Here is a 16,509-nt window from a genome sequence, read left to right as displayed (position 1 = left end):
ATAATTCAATTGCAAAAAAATAACATTTCCTTTCTCATCGGAATTAGTATCGCCATCCGATTGAGTTTGCTGAGTGTCATACCGAATCTATCTCAAGATTATTTTCGTTTTATTTGGGATGGCAGGTTGCTCTTACAAGGAATTAACCCCTATTTATTTTTACCTGATAATCTTATTAATCAAACAGATTTTTCTATTGCCAATGCTAAAATCCTGTATGAAGGTATGGGGTCTTTAAGTTCAGGGCATTTTTCTAATTATCCTCCTGTCAATCAATATTTATTTGCAGTAGCTGCTTTCTTCAGCAACAATACCGTGGATGGTGCGGTTATCGGCATGCGAATAATGATCCTTTTGGCCGACATGGGGACATTGCATTTTGGTCTCAAATTATTAAACCGATTGGGAATTGAAAAGGAACGCATCTTTTGGTATCTCTTAAATCCATTGGTCATTATAGAACTAACGGGCAATTTGCATTTTGAAGGAGTGATGCTTTTCTTCTTCGTTTGGAGTATTTATCTTTTATACAAAAGAAAATGGATCAGAGCAGCTATAATCCTAGCCTTATCCATTTCAACCAAATTATTACCGCTACTTTTACTGCCTTTGTTTTTACAAAAATTAGGTTGGAGAAAAATCATTCCATTTTACAGCATTGTCATTGGAATCAATATTTTATTATTCCTACCTTTTCTATCGTCTGAACTGATTCAAAATTATACCGAAACCATCGGATTATGGTTCACTAATTTTGAGTTTAATGCTAGTGTATATTATGTAATCAGGGAAATTGGATTTTGGATCAAAGGTTACAATATCATTCAAACTACAGGGAAAATTATTCCAATTTGTATTGTTATTTTTATTATTTATCAGAGTTTAGCAGGTAAAAATGAAAAAACTGCACAGCTAATTAAAAACTTTTTGCTCGTCCTTACAATCTATTTTTTGAGTAGTACAACGGTACATCCTTGGTATGTTATCAATTTAGTTTTGATTGGAGTTTTCACCAACTTCAACTATCCTATTATTTGGAGCTTTACGGTAATATTGAGTTATAGTGCCTATTCAAATCCTGAGTTTAAAGAAAACTTTTGGCTTATTGGCGCAGAATACCTGATTTTGATTTTATATATATTTTATGAAGTTCTGACTAAGTTGCACTTCAAAAAATCATTATATTTGAATAAATCAACCATTGAAAGCTAATTAAATGAGTATTACTGTCGAAAATTCAAAAACAGTTCTAGAAAAATGGGTTCATCAATTTAGCGATGAATTGTATTCTTGGGCTTTGTATAAAACTTCATCTAAAGAGACTGCTGAGGATTTAGTACAAGAAACTTTTTTAGCTGCTTATAACAAAATCGATAGTTTTCAAGAAAAAAGCCAACCTAAAACCTGGTTATTTTCTATTCTTAATAATAAAGTAGTCGATTATTACCGACTGAGTGCTAGAACAACAAAAAATAATTTTAGCTTCAGCTGAAGAAAGCGGTTTTGAACTAACGGATGGTTTATTTAACAGTACTGAAAATTGGATTGACAAAGCCATAAATCCTATCTGGGAACAGGAAGAAGAATTATTAGACAATCCCGATTTTAATTTAGCCATGCAATATTGCATCGACGACCTTCCTAAAAATTGGAAATTTGCTATTACTTCAAAATACCTTACAGACAACAAAACCGATATGATTTGTAAGGAGCTAGAAATCACACCATCCAATTATTGGCAGATTATACACCGGTCCAAATTACTCTTAAAAAAATGCTTAGAATCCAAATGGAAATAAAGGATTGAACTAAAATGAAAATCTCATGGAAATGCTCGTAAAATCATGTAAATTAACCACTGAATTAATTGATAAACAGCAATTAACGCCTTTGTCTGTTAAGGAAATGCTACAGCTACAAGCTCACAAAGCGATGTGCAAAACTTGTAATGCTTACGAAAGTCAATCCAAAATAATTGATAGCTTGATCAAAAAGTGGTTTGGTAACAATGAAACCGCTACAAAAGATAGATTGAGCGAACAGAAAAAAGCAGCAATAATTAACCAAATTAACAAAGTATAACCCAAATAAACAGAGTTTAATGAGAGCATTAATCATATCAGGTGGTGGAAGTAAAGGTGCTTTTGCTGGGGGAATCGCTGAGTATTTAATCAACGATTGCTGCAATAAATATGAATTGTTCGTGGGTTGTTCCACAGGTTGTTTATTATTACCTCATTTGGCTTTAGGCAAAATTGAAAAAATAAAAAAAATATACACCTCTGTTTCGCAAGAAGATATTTTTAGCATTTCTCCATTTATTATCAAAAAAACCAAAGAAGGATATGAAACAAAAATCAATCACTTTAATTCGGTTTTATCATTTATAAAAGGACATCCTACTTTTGGCGAAAGCTTAAATTTAAAAAAACTGATTAAAAAAAGCATCACCACTGATGAATTTGACAGACTTCGAGCAGAAAATAAAAAAGTAATAGTAACTGTTTCGAATTTAAGTTTGAATCAAATAGAATATTACAATTCTATGGACTGCGACCATGAAAATTTTTGTGAATGGGCGTGGGCTTCTTCAAACTATACTCCCTTTATGAGTTTGATGACAAAAAATGGTTTCCAATACGCTGATGGTGGTTTTGGTAATTTTGTTCCTATTTCCTGTGCTATTGAAAATGGAGCGACAGAAATTGATGTAATTATTTTGGAAAACGAAGTACAAACCCTTCACTTTCCAGAAGTTAAAAACGCCTTCTCTTTATTATTCCGAACTTTTCAATTTATGAAAAACACGAATAACTCAAAAGATATTATCATAGGAAAACTTATTGGGTTAAACCAAAATATTACAATCAATTTTTATTTTACCCCTAACCAACTTACCGAAAACCCCTTGATTTTTGATCCTGTTGAAATGACTCAGTGGTGGAAAGATGGCTATGAATATGCCAAATCCAGACAACCTGATAGTTTTTGTCATATTCCACAAAATAAAAATGAAGATGTAGAAGCAGATACCAAAAAAGACTGGATACAAGAAGATGAATAAAGTATGTATACGTGACATAATAATTCTAAATAACAACTTATTAAATTAAGCAACAGTTTGCAAAGCAGTAATTTCACAAAAACACTTTAAAAGACAGTACCATTTAAATATTGCTGTATTTTGAATGATTACTTCAAATATCAATATAAATACTGTTTATTTAGATTCTTGAAATAACAATGCTCCTGAGTTCATACAATAACGTAAACCCGTAGGTCTAGGGCCATCATCAAACAAATGCCCTAAATGTCCTTCACAACGTGCGCAAATAATTTCGCCTCTTACCATGCCGAGACTCTTATCAACTACTTCCTGTACCCTGTTCTTATCCAAAACATCATAGAAACTAGGCCAACCTGTGCCCGATTCAAACTTAGTTTCGGAAGAAAACAAAGGCAACTTACAACCTGCACAGAAATAATGTCCTTTTTTATGGTTGTCAAAAAATGCATTTCTAAACGGATATTCTGTACCTTTTTCTCTTAGGATATGGTATTGATCAGACGTTAATTCTTTCTTCCAAACAGCATCTGATTTTACTACTTTTTTCAAAGAAGTATCATTCAGTGATAATTTTTCTTGTGGAGGATTAACATTTTCAGCTAGTTCGATTCCTTCTTTTTTATTAGCCTGCATGCAAGCCATAAAAACTAGTAGGATAAGCGGTAAACTAATTATTTTGATATAACGTTTCATGATTTTAATTTTTGAATTAATGAATGTATTGGAAGATTGATTTAGTGCTCATTGCGATTAAAAAAGGAACACAGATAAGAGAAATTAAACAGATTAACACAAAAATTAAAAAATCAAAACCTTGTGTTTTTAGTTCAAACGCAGTGCTCTTAGTGCTTCCTTTGTGACCTCTGTGTTTAAATAAGGAACACATTTGTAAGATATCCAAAATCTTTGTGACCCTTGTGTTTAAGCTATTTAACTCCTACTTCAACTTTCCTTTATAAGTCTTAACAAACTTATTAAACCTCGGAATCGAAACCCCTTTGACATAACCTTGATTCGGGTTGTTTTTCACATAATCTTGGTGGTAGGCTTCTGCTTCATAAAAAGCCGAGATGGGTTTTACTTCTGTTACAATAGGGTTATTAAATACTTTAGCTAGAGTTAGTGCTTTGATTTTATCTTCGATGATTTTCTTTTCGTCAAGATTGCCATAAAACGCAATAGAACGATAAGACGAACCTACATCAGGTCCTTGTTGGTTGGGAGTTGTTGGGTCTTGAGAGGCGAAAAAAGCATCTACTAATTGAGCAAAATTCACTTTTTTAGGGTCATAAAAAACCGCAACGGCCTCGGCATGACCAGTTTGATTGGTTCCAACTTGGTGGTAGGTGGGGTTTTTAGTGGTGCCACCGGTATAACCAGAAACGGCTTCATCAACACCATAAACCGCTTCAAAAACATGTTCGGTACACCAGAAACAACCCGAAGCAAAAACAGCAATGGCTTTACCTGGTTTGGCTTTTAGTGACAATTCATTGGTTTGAGACTGGCAACTTATGAAAATTAATAAGAACGCCAAATAAGAGAGTACTTTCATCTTTTCTTTGTTTACTACTAATATACGGGAGATTTTACATTTTGGTTTCTCAACGACTGCTAAACTTATGTTAAGCGGCTTCCCTATCTTTGCTTATAGACGATAATATTTCAATTTCCTTACATTTTTTTGAACCGAAAAGGCGTAAACTTTACGCAAAGCACATAAACAAAAAACAACTTTAAAAACCAAACAACTGGATAACAGTTAATTAAAACAAAAATTGACTACTTAAAATCACTTATTGTTAATTATAATACCTAACTTACAATTGAACTTAAACTTTAGTTGTTATATCGGTAATTAGTGCTGATTTCCCCTAAACAACAGCATAAAAGTACCTACCTGCAGCATGCTATTCTAACAACTAAAAAAAACAATTATGAAAATTGCAAAAAACGATATTGAAATCAAAATGCAAATCCCAGGAGCTATAATTCGCCAACAAACGGATTTTGGTGATGCTACAGGATTAGGAAAAATTAGTGGGGAATATTTTAGCCTCTCCGCTGGAGTGGACACTACCCCTTTGTTTATAGGACTCGAAGGGAATCTATGTCAGTCTCCGCACTGGGGCTATGTGTTGAGTGGACAAATCACAACTACTGACGCTAACAGCATCGAAGAAACGGTTGATGCTAAAGATTTGTTTTACTGGCCCGCTGGTCACAACGTAAAAGTCATTGCCGATGCTGAAATTATTATGTTCAGTCCACAACACGAGCACTCCCATGTAATCAATCACATGATTGAGATGACTAAAGGATAAACAACAATTTTAGGATTTAAAATCCAAAGCGTACAGTTTTTTAAACTTAAAATCCTTTGGATTCACTATGAACAATTTGTTATAGTGAGGGTATTTTGTGTTGGTACGGAAGGTTTTTCTGAACCGATGGATTCAGTGTGTCAGCACATTGCTACTTCTAAGTATCTACTTCCCGCAATCTTGTCATCCTGACGTAGGAAGGATATCCGCAAGAAATTCACGTACAGCTTGTCCAATCTTTGTGGTGATACACTAAAGTGAAAGTCTACAAAAGTCAGCGGAGTTTGTGAAACTGTTTTTTTTCTACCGCAATGGCGCTAAGACGCAAGGGGGAAAAAATATAAAAAGAAGGGTACAAAAATCAGGAGAATTTGGGACGAGTATCGTTATTAATAAAGATTTTTAAAATTACCTCAAAGTGTGAAGACTTTGTAAAGCTGTATTTAGTATGCTAACACATTGCTACTTCTAAGCATCTACTTCCCATAATCTTGTCTTCCTGACGTAGGAAGGATATCCGCAAGAAATTCACGTACCGCTTGTCCAATCTTTGTGGTGATACACTAAAGTGAAAGTTTACAAAAGTCAGCGGAGTTTGTGAAACTGTTTTTTTTTTAACCGCAAAGACGCTAAGGCGCAAGGGGAAAAAATTTTATAAAAAGAAGGGTACAAAAGTCAGGAGAATTTGGGACGAGTATCGTTATTAATAAAGATTTTTAAAATTGCCTCAAAGTGTGAAGACTTTGCGGAGCGGAGAGGGGTGATTATAAATCAAGTAGTCCAAAAAATTCATTCGGTGGTATTTTTAAATCAATAAAAATAAATTTAGGATCAATTTCTTCTTTAAGTAATTTAAAAACTTTAAAACTTTCACTATCCGAAGACAAATAGAATTCAACGCTTTTCACACAATCAGCTTGGGAGAACAGTTTGGTATCATTAGGAATGATATTCCTATCGTTTAACTTTAATTTATTCTTGTTTTTAAAAACAATTCTAGCAAATTCTCCTGTTTTTTTTGAATGGTCTAAATTAAAAGGAATAATTTGTAAATTTCTTAATGGTAATTCATAAATATTCCCACCTACACAATATTCTGCTATTGATATTGTTGAAATTAACATAGTTATATCCTCTTTCAAAAAATAACGAAAATAACCATCTGCATTTTTAAATAATGGATCTTTATCATTTAAAAATCTAATAAAGAAACTTGTGTCTAATAAAACTGATTTATGCATCATAACCTCCTCTGATTTCCTTTAGCCAATTATCAGGATCTATTCCTTCTAGCCATGATTTTTTAGCTTTTTCCCTAAGTCCTCTTAAATACAATTCGTCATATTTTGGCTGATAATCTACCAATTCTAAAAACTTTAATGTTGAATAATCAATTTCTCCAGTAGATGAATGTTGTTTCCCCAATGCCCTTATCCCTATAGATTTGTAAAGTAAATTATCTTCATAATCTTCTAAAAAACTGATGGGAGTTTGTATTCGAATTGTCCCAAATTCAGAAGTAAGTAAATGAATATTTGCTTTATCTTTTCCTCCAGCATTAGTTATTTTACCATAAAAATAGAATTCCGCATCTGCCCATATTGCTTCAGTTCTGACATACCGAGTTGTTCTGTCAACTTTTATTTCATTTGTATTTTCTAAAGAAGTCTTAATACTAAATGAATAATCTTTTTTAACAGCAATATTTTGTAAATTTTCAAACGCTTTTGCTGTTGATAAATCTAAAAAATCTATCTCTTGAATACTATTGACTTGTCCAATTATCGCATTAAATCCGATTACAAATTGTATTGAAGTTTTAAGCATGTGTTTTACCGAACCTTTCTCAATATTATATGTAATTAAAGGTCTTTCTTTTTTATCTCCAGGATAAATTAAATTTTCAGCATTTTCTAGAATAGAAATTATTTCCCGTATATCGTAATTATCGGGTGATAGTTCAATATTACCTTTTGAACCTGTAACTCTAATTTCTATATGACCTATATTTTCCACAATGCAAATTAACAAATTATTTCCTTAAAGTAACAAAAATTGAGTTAAAAGAAATTTATCCTTTTTTAAACAGATATCACCTCAAAAAAATTCAAGAATCAAAAACAATCACATCCCAAATGAAACACAACTGCCTCTACCTACCCCCGACAGTAGTGACATCCTTGTGGCGGCGGGCATTTATGCCGCCACAAGATAAAACGAATGGCGGGAGCGATGTTCCTAAAAACACCTAATATTCTGATCCTAATAATCAAAAAACTAAATCCCTCCTACCCTTAGCCTCTTAGCAACTCAGCCTCTCAAAAAACTAACAACAACCTCCACCATTATAATGAAAGGTGCTTTCGCTGATATAAATATCATTGCGTCCCAAACTGGCTAGGGCAGCGGCGGTTTTGTCGCATACGGCTAGGGGTTGGTTTTTGAGTAAGGCATGGCCTTTTTTATCGTCGAAATAGGCTTCTTTGCCGTAATAGATGGCGGCTTTACCGGTGAACACGCAAGGACCATCGGCTGGCATGGGGTCTTTGATGGCGCAGACTTCGATGCTTTCGATAAAAATCAATTCATCGGTTGGATAATTTTCAGGGTCTAGGATTCGGTACGGACGGCGGCCACGGATTTCGATGGTTCCAAAACCCACATCGGTCAAGGCTTTGATGTAATCGGCAATGGGAATGCTTCCGCTCAGGCACAAGGCACGGAGGTGGTCGTCATTGCGCAAGGCTTCGTTCATGGGTTGCTCGCAGGTGGGATCGCTCATTACCAAGCGTCCGTGGGGTTTTAGGACACGATACATTTCTTGCAGGGCTTTCTTTAAATCTTCGGCCTTGAAGATGTTGAACAAGCAGTTTTGAGCCGCTACATCAATGCTTTCGTCCTCGATGGGAAGGTTTAAAGCATCGCCTTTTTTGAGTTCGATAAAGTCACTTTGAAACCAATCGTTTTGTTTTTCGGCTTCAAGGAAGTTTTTGCGGGAAGCTTCGAGCATTTCATCGACCACGTCTACTCCCACTACACCGCCTTTTTGACGGGAGAAATAGGAGAATTGCAGTAATTCCATGCCGCCTCCCACACCTACGTACAGTACTTTGGGATTATTGATCAAATCTTGTGCCGAGATGGTGCTTCCGCATCCGTAATTCATCTCTTGCATGATTAGCGGAATTTCCAATCCTGGGAATTTCCAAATAGGTGTCGTCGTACAGCAAAGCCCCACATCAGGTGTTAAGGCGGCTTGTTTGTATAGGTCGTTGGTCGCGTTTAGGTAGCTCATTTTGTGTTGATTGTTGATGGTTTGTTGTTTGGGGTTTATCGTTAATGGTTTGTGTTTAGCGTACCAATTTTAAACTTTTAAACTTTTAAACTAATTTTAATTTCTAACCAAACCTTTGAAAAGCGTCACCATTTTTGGTTCGGCTTGTCCAGCGATGGCAATGATTTCGGCAATATCGATAGGTTTTAGGTTGTCAGGGTCGCACTCGTCTGTCAATACTGAAACGGCGATAACTGGCAAACGCAAATGATTCGCCACAATGACCTCTGGAACGGTGCTCATCCCAACGACATCGGCACCAATGGTGCGTAAGTAACGGTATTCGGCACGGGTTTCTAGCTGTGGCCCTACGACACCAACATAAACTCCTTTATGCAAAACAATGTTGTTTTCTTTAGCAATATCAAGAGCTTTTTGATTCATCTCAGCATCATAAGGCGCACTCATATCCACAAAACGGTCTCCGAAATCGGATACATTTTTGAATGCCAAAGGCGAACCGCCTTGTAGATTGATATGGTCGTCAATCAACATCATATCGCCTTTTTTGTAGCCTAAATTAATCGCTCCTGCGGCATTGGAGATTAACAACTTCTGGATTCCTAAGGCTTTTAGGATTCGGATAGGAAAGGTGATTTCTTGTAACGAATAGCCTTCGTACAAATGGAATCGCCCTTGTAACACCAAAACTCTTTTACCTTCAACTGTTCCTAAAATCAGTTTGCCCGAATGGGATTCGACTGTGGAAACTGGGAAATGCGGAATGTCACTATAATCTATTGTGTTATCTATTTGTACATGATCCACCAATTGTCCTAAACCCGTCCCTAGCACAATTCCTATTTCGGGATTTACAAATCCTTTGGATTGCAAAAAAGCAACCGTTTCATTTATTGTCTCTATATTCATTTTTACTTTTTTAATCACTTATTACATGATTGCTCTAATTCTTAATTGTCCTTGTTTTCTGTTTTTATTGGAACACTGATTTTAGAAATTAAAGAAATTTAATACTCTTTGATTGGCGTTTTTACTTAATCTATAATTGAAATATTCTCACTAAGGCGCTATCAAATAAACTTTGCGTTTCTTTGCGCTTCCTTTGTGGTCTTTGCGGTTAAACTAAACTACCGTCCCCTGGCAACTACTCCCCGCTCCCGCAGTACAGCCGTAGCAGTGTTGCGAAATCACAATGTTTCTATCCTGTAAAACTTCTTGATTAAAATCGGATATGTGTTTGATCTTTGAAGCGACTTTGAGTTCTAGCATTTGGTTGAAATCGCAGTCGTACAGCCAGCCGTCCCAACTCACCGAAATCGTATTGGTACACATCACATTGGCAACAGCCGCTGGATTAAAGGCTTCTACCAAGGCATACATATAATCTTCGTAATTATCTGAAGCGATTAAATAATCCAGAAAACGAGAAATAGGCAAATTGGTAATCGCAAAAAGCGAATTGAAATCGATGTCAAAATCTTCTTTTAAAGCTTTTTTGAAATCGTGTTCTAAAGCTTTTTGGTCAGTGGGTAAAAAAGCACCCGATGGATTGTACACTAAATCCAATTTCAAACCAGTACCTTCTTTGCCATAACCAACTTTATTTAGCATTTGCAAGGCTTGAATGGATTTATCAAAAACCCCATCACCTCGTTGCTTATCCGTTTTTTCTCTTTTGTAAAAAGGCAAAGACGAAATTACATGAATGTTGTGTTTAGCAAAAAACTCGGGCAAGTCGTGGTATTTTTTATTGGCCAAAATAATGGTCAGATTGGAGCGAACGATAAAATCCTTTACTCCTAATTTAGAAGCTTCTTCGACAAACCAACGAAAATCAGGATTCATCTCGGGCGCACCACCCGTTAAATCTAAGGTGTTTACCTCGGTGGTTTTAAGCACCTCCAAAATCTGCTGCATGGTCTCGACCGTCATGATTTCTTTTCGGTCAGGCCCAGCGTCCACATGGCAATGTGCACAGACTTGGTTGCACATATACCCAACGTTGATTTGGAGGATTTCCAACTTTCGAGGTTGTAGTGGAAAAGTTCCTGCTTTTTTTATTTTATCAGCAAAAGTGGGCAGACTTCCATCTTGAAACATCCCTGTCGAAAGAATCTCGAGTTGTTTTTCGGTTTTTGAGAGTTCGCTATGTTTTGCATGTAAAGATTTGAGCATTTTTTTTAAGGTTTTAAGGTTCTGAGGAGCTAAGGTTTTATAGGTTCAAATCTAAAGGACTCAGTCCCTTAGAAACTTAGAATCTTAGCCCCTCAAAAAAAAACTACATCGAGAGTTTATCGTATTTATTCATCATTTGCACACTATGTACTAAGGTAGCCCCACCACGAATAGCCGCCGCTACATGAACCGCTTCCATCATTTCTTCTTTGGTTATCCCTCTTTTAAGTCCATCGCCTGTATAGGCATCAATGCAATACGGACATTGTACGGTATGTGAAACTGCCAAGGCTATCAATGATTTTTCACGAGCAGACAAACTACCTTCTTCGAATACTTTTCCATAATAATCAAAAAACTTGTCGCCTAGTTCTTCGTTCCAATCGGAGATTTTACCAAATTTTTTCAGGTCGGCTGGGTCGTAGTATGTCTTATCCATATGTATGGTCTTATTTAGTTATCTTTTTATATACTCTCAAAAATACAATCTTGAATACAATATAGACCTACGTTTTAATTTAATTTTAGGTTTTAAATTATTCGTAAAGTTCACGATTGTTATTTATTGGACGATTGGCTTTTCATTTCCTGACAAGAATAATTCTAAAAGACAGTGCTGATTTACCTAAAAAATTAGCGCTAATATCCCTAAAAGTCATGCTTTAATTCCGACTGTACATTACTGTTTAAATATACAACCCAATTTCTCCAAAATCAAAAACCAATAAAATACACATAAATTAATATTACCCCCATAAAAAATGGGGTAATACAAAATAAATCTACATCTATACACCAAAAAATAGCAAAAAATAACCGAGAACACCAATCGATACTATCTATTTTAAGGGTAAACTTGAAAATAAGCCATTATTAAAATCACAATTATTCTTTAAAAAAAAGAAATATTAGCTATTATTTGAGTCCAAATTTCAAATATTAATAATTCGTCTTCATTTTTAACAAAAAGTTAATCGATTCTAATTTCGATTTGAAAAAAGTTAATAAATTCGCTAAAAATAATTGAAATACTAACAATAAAGCAACAAAAACACAGAAAGACTTTATTATATTAAAAGAAGCATTAACCCTTTATTTCAAAAACAAATTAAACATGAAAAAAATTGAAGCAACAATTAGAAAAGCTAAATTTTCTGATGTAAAAAAAGCATTACATGCTGTAGGAGTAAATTTCTTCACTTATTGGGATGTAACGGGATTAGGAAACGAAAAAGTAGGTCACGTATACCGCGGAGTTTCCTATAGTACAAGTGACATTCAAAGAAGACACCTTTCAATAGTAGTAAATGATGAATTCGAAGAAGCAACCATCAAAGCTATTTTAGAAGCTGGATCTACTGGACATGTAGGAGATGGAAAAATATTCGTTTCTGACGTTAGAGAAGCATACAGAATTCGAACAGGAGATAAAGGAGGAGATACATTAAACTAAAACAAATTTACACATGGATACAGGATTATTGACAACAAACAACGTATGGATGATGCTTTGTACAGCATTAGTATTCTTCATGCACTTAGGATTTTCATTTTTAGAAATTGGTCTAACAAGACAAAAAAATACAATAAACATCTTATTTAAAAACTTATTCATCATTTGTATTGGATTATTACTTTACTGCTTAGTAGGATTCAACTTGATGTACCCAGGAGACTTTAATGGTTTCTTAGGATTTGCAGGATTTGGTTTAGATGCTCCTCTTAAAGACGGTGCTTTAGACTTAGCTTACAACGAAGGTTACACTTACTGGACTGATTTCTTATTCCAAGGAATGTTTGCCGCTACTGCTGCAACAATTGTTTCAGGAGCAGTTGCTGAGAGAATCAAAATTAACTCATTCATGATATTTGCTATTATCTATGTAGGAATAGTATATCCTATTGCTGGATCTTGGAAATGGGGCGGTGGATTCCTTGACGAAATGGGATTCTATGATTTCGCTGGTTCTACTTTAGTTCACTCTGTAGGTGGATGGGCAGCTTTAGTTGCTATCTGGTTATTAGGAGCACGTATTGGTAAATTTGACGAAAACGGAAAACCAAAAGTGATTCCTGGTCACAACTTACCTTTAGCAACTGGTGGTGTTTTAATCCTTTGGTTAGGATGGTTTGGATTCAACGGAGGTTCTGTACTTTCTGCTGACCCAGCATTAACATCTCTGACATTAGTTACAACATGTTTAGCTGCTGCTGCAGGTGGTGTTGCTGCAATGATGTTCACACAATTTTTATACAAAAACTTAGACTTATCAATGTTCCTTAATGGTGTATTAGCTGGTTTAGTAGGTATTACAGCTGGAGCTGACCAAATGGGACCAACAGACTCTATCCTAATCGGTCTTATCGCTGGTATGCTTGTAGTAGCTGCGGTAGCTTTAGTTGACAAATTGAGATTAGACGACCCTGTAGGAGCTGTTGCAGTTCACTTAATATGTGGAATCTGGGGAACTCTTGCTGTAGGTATCTTTGGTGCAATGGCAAGTGTAGATCAGTTCCTTATTCAATTGACTGGTGTAGCTGCAATAGGTGCTTTCTGTATTGTTTCTTCATTCATTATATTAATAATAATTAAGAAAACAATTGGATTGAGAGTTACTAAAGAAGAAGAAATCGAAGGTCTTGACGAACACGAACACGGTATGAGTGCTTACCCTGATTACCGTATGAACGACAACTAGTCTGTATTATATTCCAATTTAAATACTAAAACCTGTTCGGAAAATCCGAACAGGTTTTTTTATTATCCAAACTACTCTTACAAGCCTACAGTTCAATATAATGATTCCATAAAAAACAAACACTAAAAACAACATTAAAACAACAAAAACAACCTCATATTAACGATATATAATATTTTTAACAAAAACCTATGATTTTATTTAGAATAGAATAACTAATTTTTCACATTACAATACAAACTAATTGAGTAATTTTAGATTTGGAATAAAATATAATTAATCATTAAAAAACATCAACCTATGTGTCTACTAACCGATAATGTAATTCCAGGTACACGCGGAACATCTTTTGGCACTGATGCCAAAGAAGAAACTGATTTACAAAATATTCAAAAAAGCATCTTAAGTATCGATGGAATCAAAGAAGTTTTGATTAATCTCTCTGTATTTCCTCGTGAAATCAAAGTGTTCTCGAGCAAAATGATACCCGTACAATTAATTGAAACAAAAGTTAAATCAGTTGGATTTCATGCTGTCAGCAGAGATTCTTTTTACAAATAACTCAATAATCGAATTTTAAATTCAAAAACATCCTTTATTCTTGATTAGATAAAGGATGTTTTTTTCTAATAGTAAAACCTACAACTTTAGTTCTCAAAAATTGATTTCTTACGCTTTATTGACTAAATTTAAGGAACTAAAAAAATCCTATTTATATTTAACCGTAAAAAACAATTGTTATGAGTTTATTATCCAACAATATAATCCCAGGAAATCACGGACGGGTTTTTGGGACAGATGCCAAAGAAGATACCGATCTAGAAGCCATCCGCAAAAGTATATTAGAAATTGAAGGTATCTCAGAGGTAGCAATTAACAACCAAGTATTCCCGAGGGAACTTACGATCTATTCCACCAAGATTATAAACATTCAAGAAGTTGAAACCAAAGTAAAATCTGTAGGATTTCATGCCATTCCCACAGATGATTAATTTATCCCTAAAAACAACTATAACTCCAATTAAAACGCTATAAAATCAAATAGTCGGTTCAATCATTTCTTAAATATTTCAAAAAAGTCATCTTGATTTGGGTTTTGTATTTATTTATATCGTAATATTGCAATATAAATATATAACAATGGGGACAACTAAAACCGAACATTTCACAACAGAGCAAAACGAACTGGCCACGTTGACAAAAGCCATAGGACATCCGGCACGTATTGCAATTATCCAACACCTGATCAAAGTGAACAGCTGTATTTGTGGTGATATTGTCAACGAACTGCCACTCTCCCAGCCTACCGTTTCACAACATTTAAAAGAATTGAAAAATGCAGGCTTAATCAAAGGGAGCCTAGAAGGCAACACGATTTGTTATTGCTTGGACGAAGAGGGATTTTCAAAAATCAAAAGCTTTTTCCAAATTGTAGACACTTATTTAACCAACAAGAATAGCTCTTGCTGCTAAAAATTTAAACACGAATTACACCGATTTACACAAATCATTTTTTTATAAAATTAAATGAAGAAAGAACAGAGTCCAATAAACGAACTAAAAACAATAATAACTTTCGTGTAATTCTATTTAAGCTTTGCGATTCGCGTTAATTATTAAATTTTATGTCTTTTTTTTAAATCAATTACTCCTAACTTAAAACACATTCAAAATGAAACTATCAGAAATCAAATCCATATTAGATACTGTAGAAACAGTAACATTTGTTCTCCCTAACGGAAGTTATGTTCCAGAACATTTTCACGTAACTGAAGTAGGGCAAATCACCAAAAGCTTTATCGATTGTGGCGGAACGGTACGTCAAGAAACTGTTGTTAACTTTCAATTATGGAATGCTAACGACCTAGAGCACCGTCTAAAACCAGCCAAACTGCAAAACATCATTGCTTTATCTGAAAAAGTATTAGGTATCGGTGATTTCGAAATTGAGGTAGAATACCAAAACGAAACCATCGGCAAATATGATTTGGGTTTCAACGGAACAACTTTTACCTTATTAAACAAAACAACGGCTTGCTTAGCCGAAGATGCTTGCGGTATACCAGCCGAAAAACAAAAAGTCAATCTCGCAGAGTTCACTCCTGCAACCAGCTGTTGCCCTCCAGGAGGAAACTGTTGCTAATTTATAAAATACAATTATTAGCCTTTTTTTAAATGCAAACCACTAAGAAATTAAGAGCCATTATACCTAAATGCAGCTTACTTTCTTAGTGGCTTAAAAATATTTTTTTTTTACAAAACAACAATTTATATGTTATTCGAATCCATCCAAAAACTAGTAGCTACACTAGACTTCAACTCCATTTCAGAAGAACGTAAAACCGTACTACAACCACTTGTTGACTTTATTCAAACCAAGTACGAGGAGAAAAAAGAAATCAGTCTGAATTTCATCTGTACACACAATTCTCGTCGCAGCCACTTATCGCAAGTCTGGGCACAAGCCGCAGCAGCACATTATCAAATTCCACAAGTAGTAAGCTATTCTGGAGGAACTGAAGCCACTGCCATGTTTCCTATGGCTGCACAAACTTTACAGAATTCAGGTTTTCAAATCCAAACCTTATCCCAAGGCAGTAATCCTGTTTATGCGGTGAAATACAATGAAAACCAACATCCGATTATCTGTTTTTCCAAGACATTTGATAATAATTTTAATCCACAATCTGGTTTTGCAGCAATCCTTACTTGTTCTAGTGCCGACCAAGGATGCCCTTTCATTGCAGGTGCCGAAAAACGCATACCTATTACTTTTGAAGACCCAAAAGCTTTTGACAACACACCGCTTCAAGCCGAAAAATACCATGAAAGAAGCGTACAAATCGCGACTGAATTGTTTTATGTGTTTTCAAAAATTAAATAACATCTAGACCCAAATTTAGTTACCAAAAATTAATTAAACGCAAATTAACAAGCACCAATCAGACC

Annotated in this window: 21 protein-coding genes; 13 read left to right on the top strand and 8 right to left on the bottom strand. The window is 34.8% G+C overall.

The features are described 5' to 3' along the window. Positions 1-9: 9 nt before the first annotated feature. Genes ACNH59_RS10005 through ACNH59_RS09985 form a run of 5 tightly spaced genes read left to right on the top strand, consistent with a single transcriptional unit; the run spans position 10 to position 3,064 of the window. Positions 10-1,212, top strand: coding sequence for a glycosyltransferase 87 family protein (locus ACNH59_RS10005; protein ID WP_418262404.1), 1,203 nt, complete (start codon positions 10-12; stop codon positions 1,210-1,212). A gap of 4 nt (positions 1,213-1,216) precedes the next feature. After that, a complete protein-coding gene (locus ACNH59_RS10000) occupies positions 1,217-1,492 on the top strand; it encodes an RNA polymerase sigma factor (protein ID WP_418262403.1) in 276 nt (91 codons plus the stop codon). Beyond that, positions 1,455-1,799: a hypothetical protein gene (locus tag ACNH59_RS09995; protein WP_418262402.1), complete on the top strand. Its 345-nt coding sequence runs from the start codon at positions 1,455-1,457 to the stop codon at positions 1,797-1,799. The genes ACNH59_RS10000 and ACNH59_RS09995 overlap by 38 nt, the downstream gene beginning before the upstream one ends. A gap of 25 nt (positions 1,800-1,824) precedes the next feature. Continuing rightward, positions 1,825-2,082: a hypothetical protein gene (locus ACNH59_RS09990; protein ID WP_418262401.1), complete on the top strand. Its 258-nt coding sequence runs from the start codon at positions 1,825-1,827 to the stop codon at positions 2,080-2,082. A gap of 19 nt (positions 2,083-2,101) precedes the next feature. Continuing rightward, positions 2,102-3,064, top strand: coding sequence for a patatin-like phospholipase family protein (locus tag ACNH59_RS09985; protein ID WP_418262400.1), 963 nt, complete (start codon positions 2,102-2,104; stop codon positions 3,062-3,064). A gap of 156 nt (positions 3,065-3,220) precedes the next feature. Here ACNH59_RS09985 and msrB read toward each other — a convergent pair whose 3' ends face one another. Both msrB and msrA read right to left on the bottom strand, forming a co-directional pair. Further along, positions 3,221-3,760, bottom strand: coding sequence for a peptide-methionine (R)-S-oxide reductase MsrB (msrB, locus tag ACNH59_RS09980; protein ID WP_418262399.1), 540 nt, complete (start codon positions 3,758-3,760; stop codon positions 3,221-3,223). A gap of 244 nt (positions 3,761-4,004) precedes the next feature. Next, positions 4,005-4,622, bottom strand: a complete 618-nt coding sequence (gene msrA / locus ACNH59_RS09975) for a peptide-methionine (S)-S-oxide reductase MsrA (RefSeq protein WP_418262398.1) — start codon at positions 4,620-4,622, stop codon at positions 4,005-4,007. A gap of 382 nt (positions 4,623-5,004) precedes the next feature. Between msrA and ACNH59_RS09970 the strand changes: the two genes are divergently transcribed. Continuing rightward, a complete protein-coding gene (locus tag ACNH59_RS09970) occupies positions 5,005-5,391 on the top strand; it encodes a cupin domain-containing protein (RefSeq protein ID WP_418262397.1) in 387 nt (128 codons plus the stop codon). 764 nt (positions 5,392-6,155) lie between these two features. Here ACNH59_RS09970 and ACNH59_RS09965 read toward each other — a convergent pair. The 6 genes from ACNH59_RS09965 to ACNH59_RS09940 form a co-directional block, all read right to left on the bottom strand. After that, positions 6,156-6,635, bottom strand: a complete 480-nt coding sequence (locus tag ACNH59_RS09965; RefSeq protein ID WP_418262396.1) for a hypothetical protein — start codon at positions 6,633-6,635, stop codon at positions 6,156-6,158. Beyond that, entirely contained in the window at positions 6,625-7,407 is a 783-nt protein-coding gene (locus ACNH59_RS09960; RefSeq protein ID WP_418262395.1) for a hypothetical protein, read from the bottom strand. The genes ACNH59_RS09965 and ACNH59_RS09960 overlap by 11 nt, the downstream gene beginning before the upstream one ends. A gap of 310 nt (positions 7,408-7,717) precedes the next feature. Continuing rightward, complete coding sequence (gene arsM / locus ACNH59_RS09955) at positions 7,718-8,686, bottom strand: arsenosugar biosynthesis arsenite methyltransferase ArsM (protein WP_418262394.1); 969 nt, start codon at positions 8,684-8,686, stop codon at positions 7,718-7,720. A gap of 96 nt (positions 8,687-8,782) precedes the next feature. Further along, positions 8,783-9,595 (bottom strand): purine-nucleoside phosphorylase, encoded by an 813-nt coding sequence (locus ACNH59_RS09950; RefSeq protein ID WP_418262393.1) that lies wholly within the window; start codon positions 9,593-9,595, stop codon positions 8,783-8,785. A gap of 213 nt (positions 9,596-9,808) precedes the next feature. Further along, a complete protein-coding gene (arsS, locus tag ACNH59_RS09945; protein WP_418262392.1) occupies positions 9,809-10,861 on the bottom strand; it encodes an arsenosugar biosynthesis radical SAM (seleno)protein ArsS in 1,053 nt (350 codons plus the stop codon). Between the two features lie 103 nt (positions 10,862-10,964). Continuing rightward, a complete protein-coding gene (locus tag ACNH59_RS09940; RefSeq protein ID WP_320889676.1) occupies positions 10,965-11,300 on the bottom strand; it encodes an arsenosugar biosynthesis-associated peroxidase-like protein in 336 nt (111 codons plus the stop codon). A 675-nt stretch (positions 11,301-11,975) separates the two neighbouring features. On the opposite strand from ACNH59_RS09940, the gene ACNH59_RS09935 reads away from it, so the two are divergent. From ACNH59_RS09935 to ACNH59_RS09905, 7 genes are all read left to right on the top strand, one after another. Further along, on the top strand, positions 11,976-12,314 hold the full coding sequence (locus tag ACNH59_RS09935) for a P-II family nitrogen regulator (protein ID WP_418262391.1): 339 nt from the start codon (positions 11,976-11,978) through the stop codon (positions 12,312-12,314). Between the two features lie 13 nt (positions 12,315-12,327). Further along, on the top strand, positions 12,328-13,560 hold the full coding sequence (locus ACNH59_RS09930) for an ammonium transporter (RefSeq protein WP_418262390.1): 1,233 nt from the start codon (positions 12,328-12,330) through the stop codon (positions 13,558-13,560). Positions 13,561-13,860: 300 nt separating this feature from the next. Next, positions 13,861-14,121, top strand: coding sequence for a heavy-metal-associated domain-containing protein (locus ACNH59_RS09925; RefSeq protein ID WP_418262389.1), 261 nt, complete (start codon positions 13,861-13,863; stop codon positions 14,119-14,121). Between the two features lie 179 nt (positions 14,122-14,300). Then, positions 14,301-14,552, top strand: coding sequence for a heavy-metal-associated domain-containing protein (locus ACNH59_RS09920; RefSeq protein ID WP_418262388.1), 252 nt, complete (start codon positions 14,301-14,303; stop codon positions 14,550-14,552). A 148-nt stretch (positions 14,553-14,700) separates the two neighbouring features. After that, positions 14,701-15,033, top strand: a complete 333-nt coding sequence (locus ACNH59_RS09915; RefSeq protein ID WP_418262387.1) for an ArsR/SmtB family transcription factor — start codon at positions 14,701-14,703, stop codon at positions 15,031-15,033. A 199-nt stretch (positions 15,034-15,232) separates the two neighbouring features. Next, positions 15,233-15,703, top strand: coding sequence for a DUF6428 family protein (locus ACNH59_RS09910; protein ID WP_418262386.1), 471 nt, complete (start codon positions 15,233-15,235; stop codon positions 15,701-15,703). A 129-nt stretch (positions 15,704-15,832) separates the two neighbouring features. After that, positions 15,833-16,444 carry a protein-tyrosine-phosphatase gene (locus ACNH59_RS09905; protein WP_418262385.1) on the top strand — a complete coding sequence of 204 codons (612 nt, stop codon included), beginning with the start codon at positions 15,833-15,835 and terminating at the stop codon, positions 16,442-16,444. Positions 16,445-16,509 lie beyond the last annotated feature (65 nt).

The organism is Flavobacterium faecale, from assembly GCF_048320115.1.
Taxonomy (GTDB): domain Bacteria; phylum Bacteroidota; class Bacteroidia; order Flavobacteriales; family Flavobacteriaceae; genus Flavobacterium; species Flavobacterium faecale_A.
Note: the sequence above shows the minus strand (reverse complement) of the source record. Positions and strands in the feature narration are given on the sequence as shown.

Excerpts from the sequence above, each read along its gene's own strand:
- ACNH59_RS10000 (WP_418262403.1), top strand. The coding sequence starts at position 1,217 with ATGAGTATTACTGTCGAAAATTCAAAAACAGTTCTAGAAAAATGGGTT.
- ACNH59_RS09990 (WP_418262401.1), top strand. The coding sequence starts at position 1,825 with ATGGAAATGCTCGTAAAATCATGTAAATTAACCACTGAATTAATTGAT.
- ACNH59_RS09985 (WP_418262400.1), top strand. The coding sequence starts at position 2,102 with ATGAGAGCATTAATCATATCAGGTGGTGGAAGTAAAGGTGCTTTTGCT.
- msrB (WP_418262399.1), bottom strand. The coding sequence starts at position 3,760 with ATGAAACGTTATATCAAAATAATTAGTTTACCGCTTATCCTACTAGTT.
- msrA (WP_418262398.1), bottom strand. The coding sequence starts at position 4,622 with ATGAAAGTACTCTCTTATTTGGCGTTCTTATTAATTTTCATAAGTTGC.
- ACNH59_RS09970 (WP_418262397.1), top strand. The coding sequence starts at position 5,005 with ATGAAAATTGCAAAAAACGATATTGAAATCAAAATGCAAATCCCAGGA.
- ACNH59_RS09965 (WP_418262396.1), bottom strand. The coding sequence starts at position 6,635 with ATGATGCATAAATCAGTTTTATTAGACACAAGTTTCTTTATTAGATTT.
- arsM (WP_418262394.1), bottom strand. The coding sequence starts at position 8,686 with ATGAGCTACCTAAACGCGACCAACGACCTATACAAACAAGCCGCCTTA.
- ACNH59_RS09950 (WP_418262393.1), bottom strand. The coding sequence starts at position 9,595 with ATGAATATAGAGACAATAAATGAAACGGTTGCTTTTTTGCAATCCAAA.
- arsS (WP_418262392.1), bottom strand. The coding sequence starts at position 10,861 with ATGCTCAAATCTTTACATGCAAAACATAGCGAACTCTCAAAAACCGAA.
- ACNH59_RS09940 (WP_320889676.1), bottom strand. The coding sequence starts at position 11,300 with ATGGATAAGACATACTACGACCCAGCCGACCTGAAAAAATTTGGTAAA.
- ACNH59_RS09935 (WP_418262391.1), top strand. The coding sequence starts at position 11,976 with ATGAAAAAAATTGAAGCAACAATTAGAAAAGCTAAATTTTCTGATGTA.
- ACNH59_RS09930 (WP_418262390.1), top strand. The coding sequence starts at position 12,328 with ATGGATACAGGATTATTGACAACAAACAACGTATGGATGATGCTTTGT.
- ACNH59_RS09925 (WP_418262389.1), top strand. The coding sequence starts at position 13,861 with ATGTGTCTACTAACCGATAATGTAATTCCAGGTACACGCGGAACATCT.
- ACNH59_RS09920 (WP_418262388.1), top strand. The coding sequence starts at position 14,301 with ATGAGTTTATTATCCAACAATATAATCCCAGGAAATCACGGACGGGTT.
- ACNH59_RS09915 (WP_418262387.1), top strand. The coding sequence starts at position 14,701 with ATGGGGACAACTAAAACCGAACATTTCACAACAGAGCAAAACGAACTG.
- ACNH59_RS09910 (WP_418262386.1), top strand. The coding sequence starts at position 15,233 with ATGAAACTATCAGAAATCAAATCCATATTAGATACTGTAGAAACAGTA.
- ACNH59_RS09905 (WP_418262385.1), top strand. The coding sequence starts at position 15,833 with ATGTTATTCGAATCCATCCAAAAACTAGTAGCTACACTAGACTTCAAC.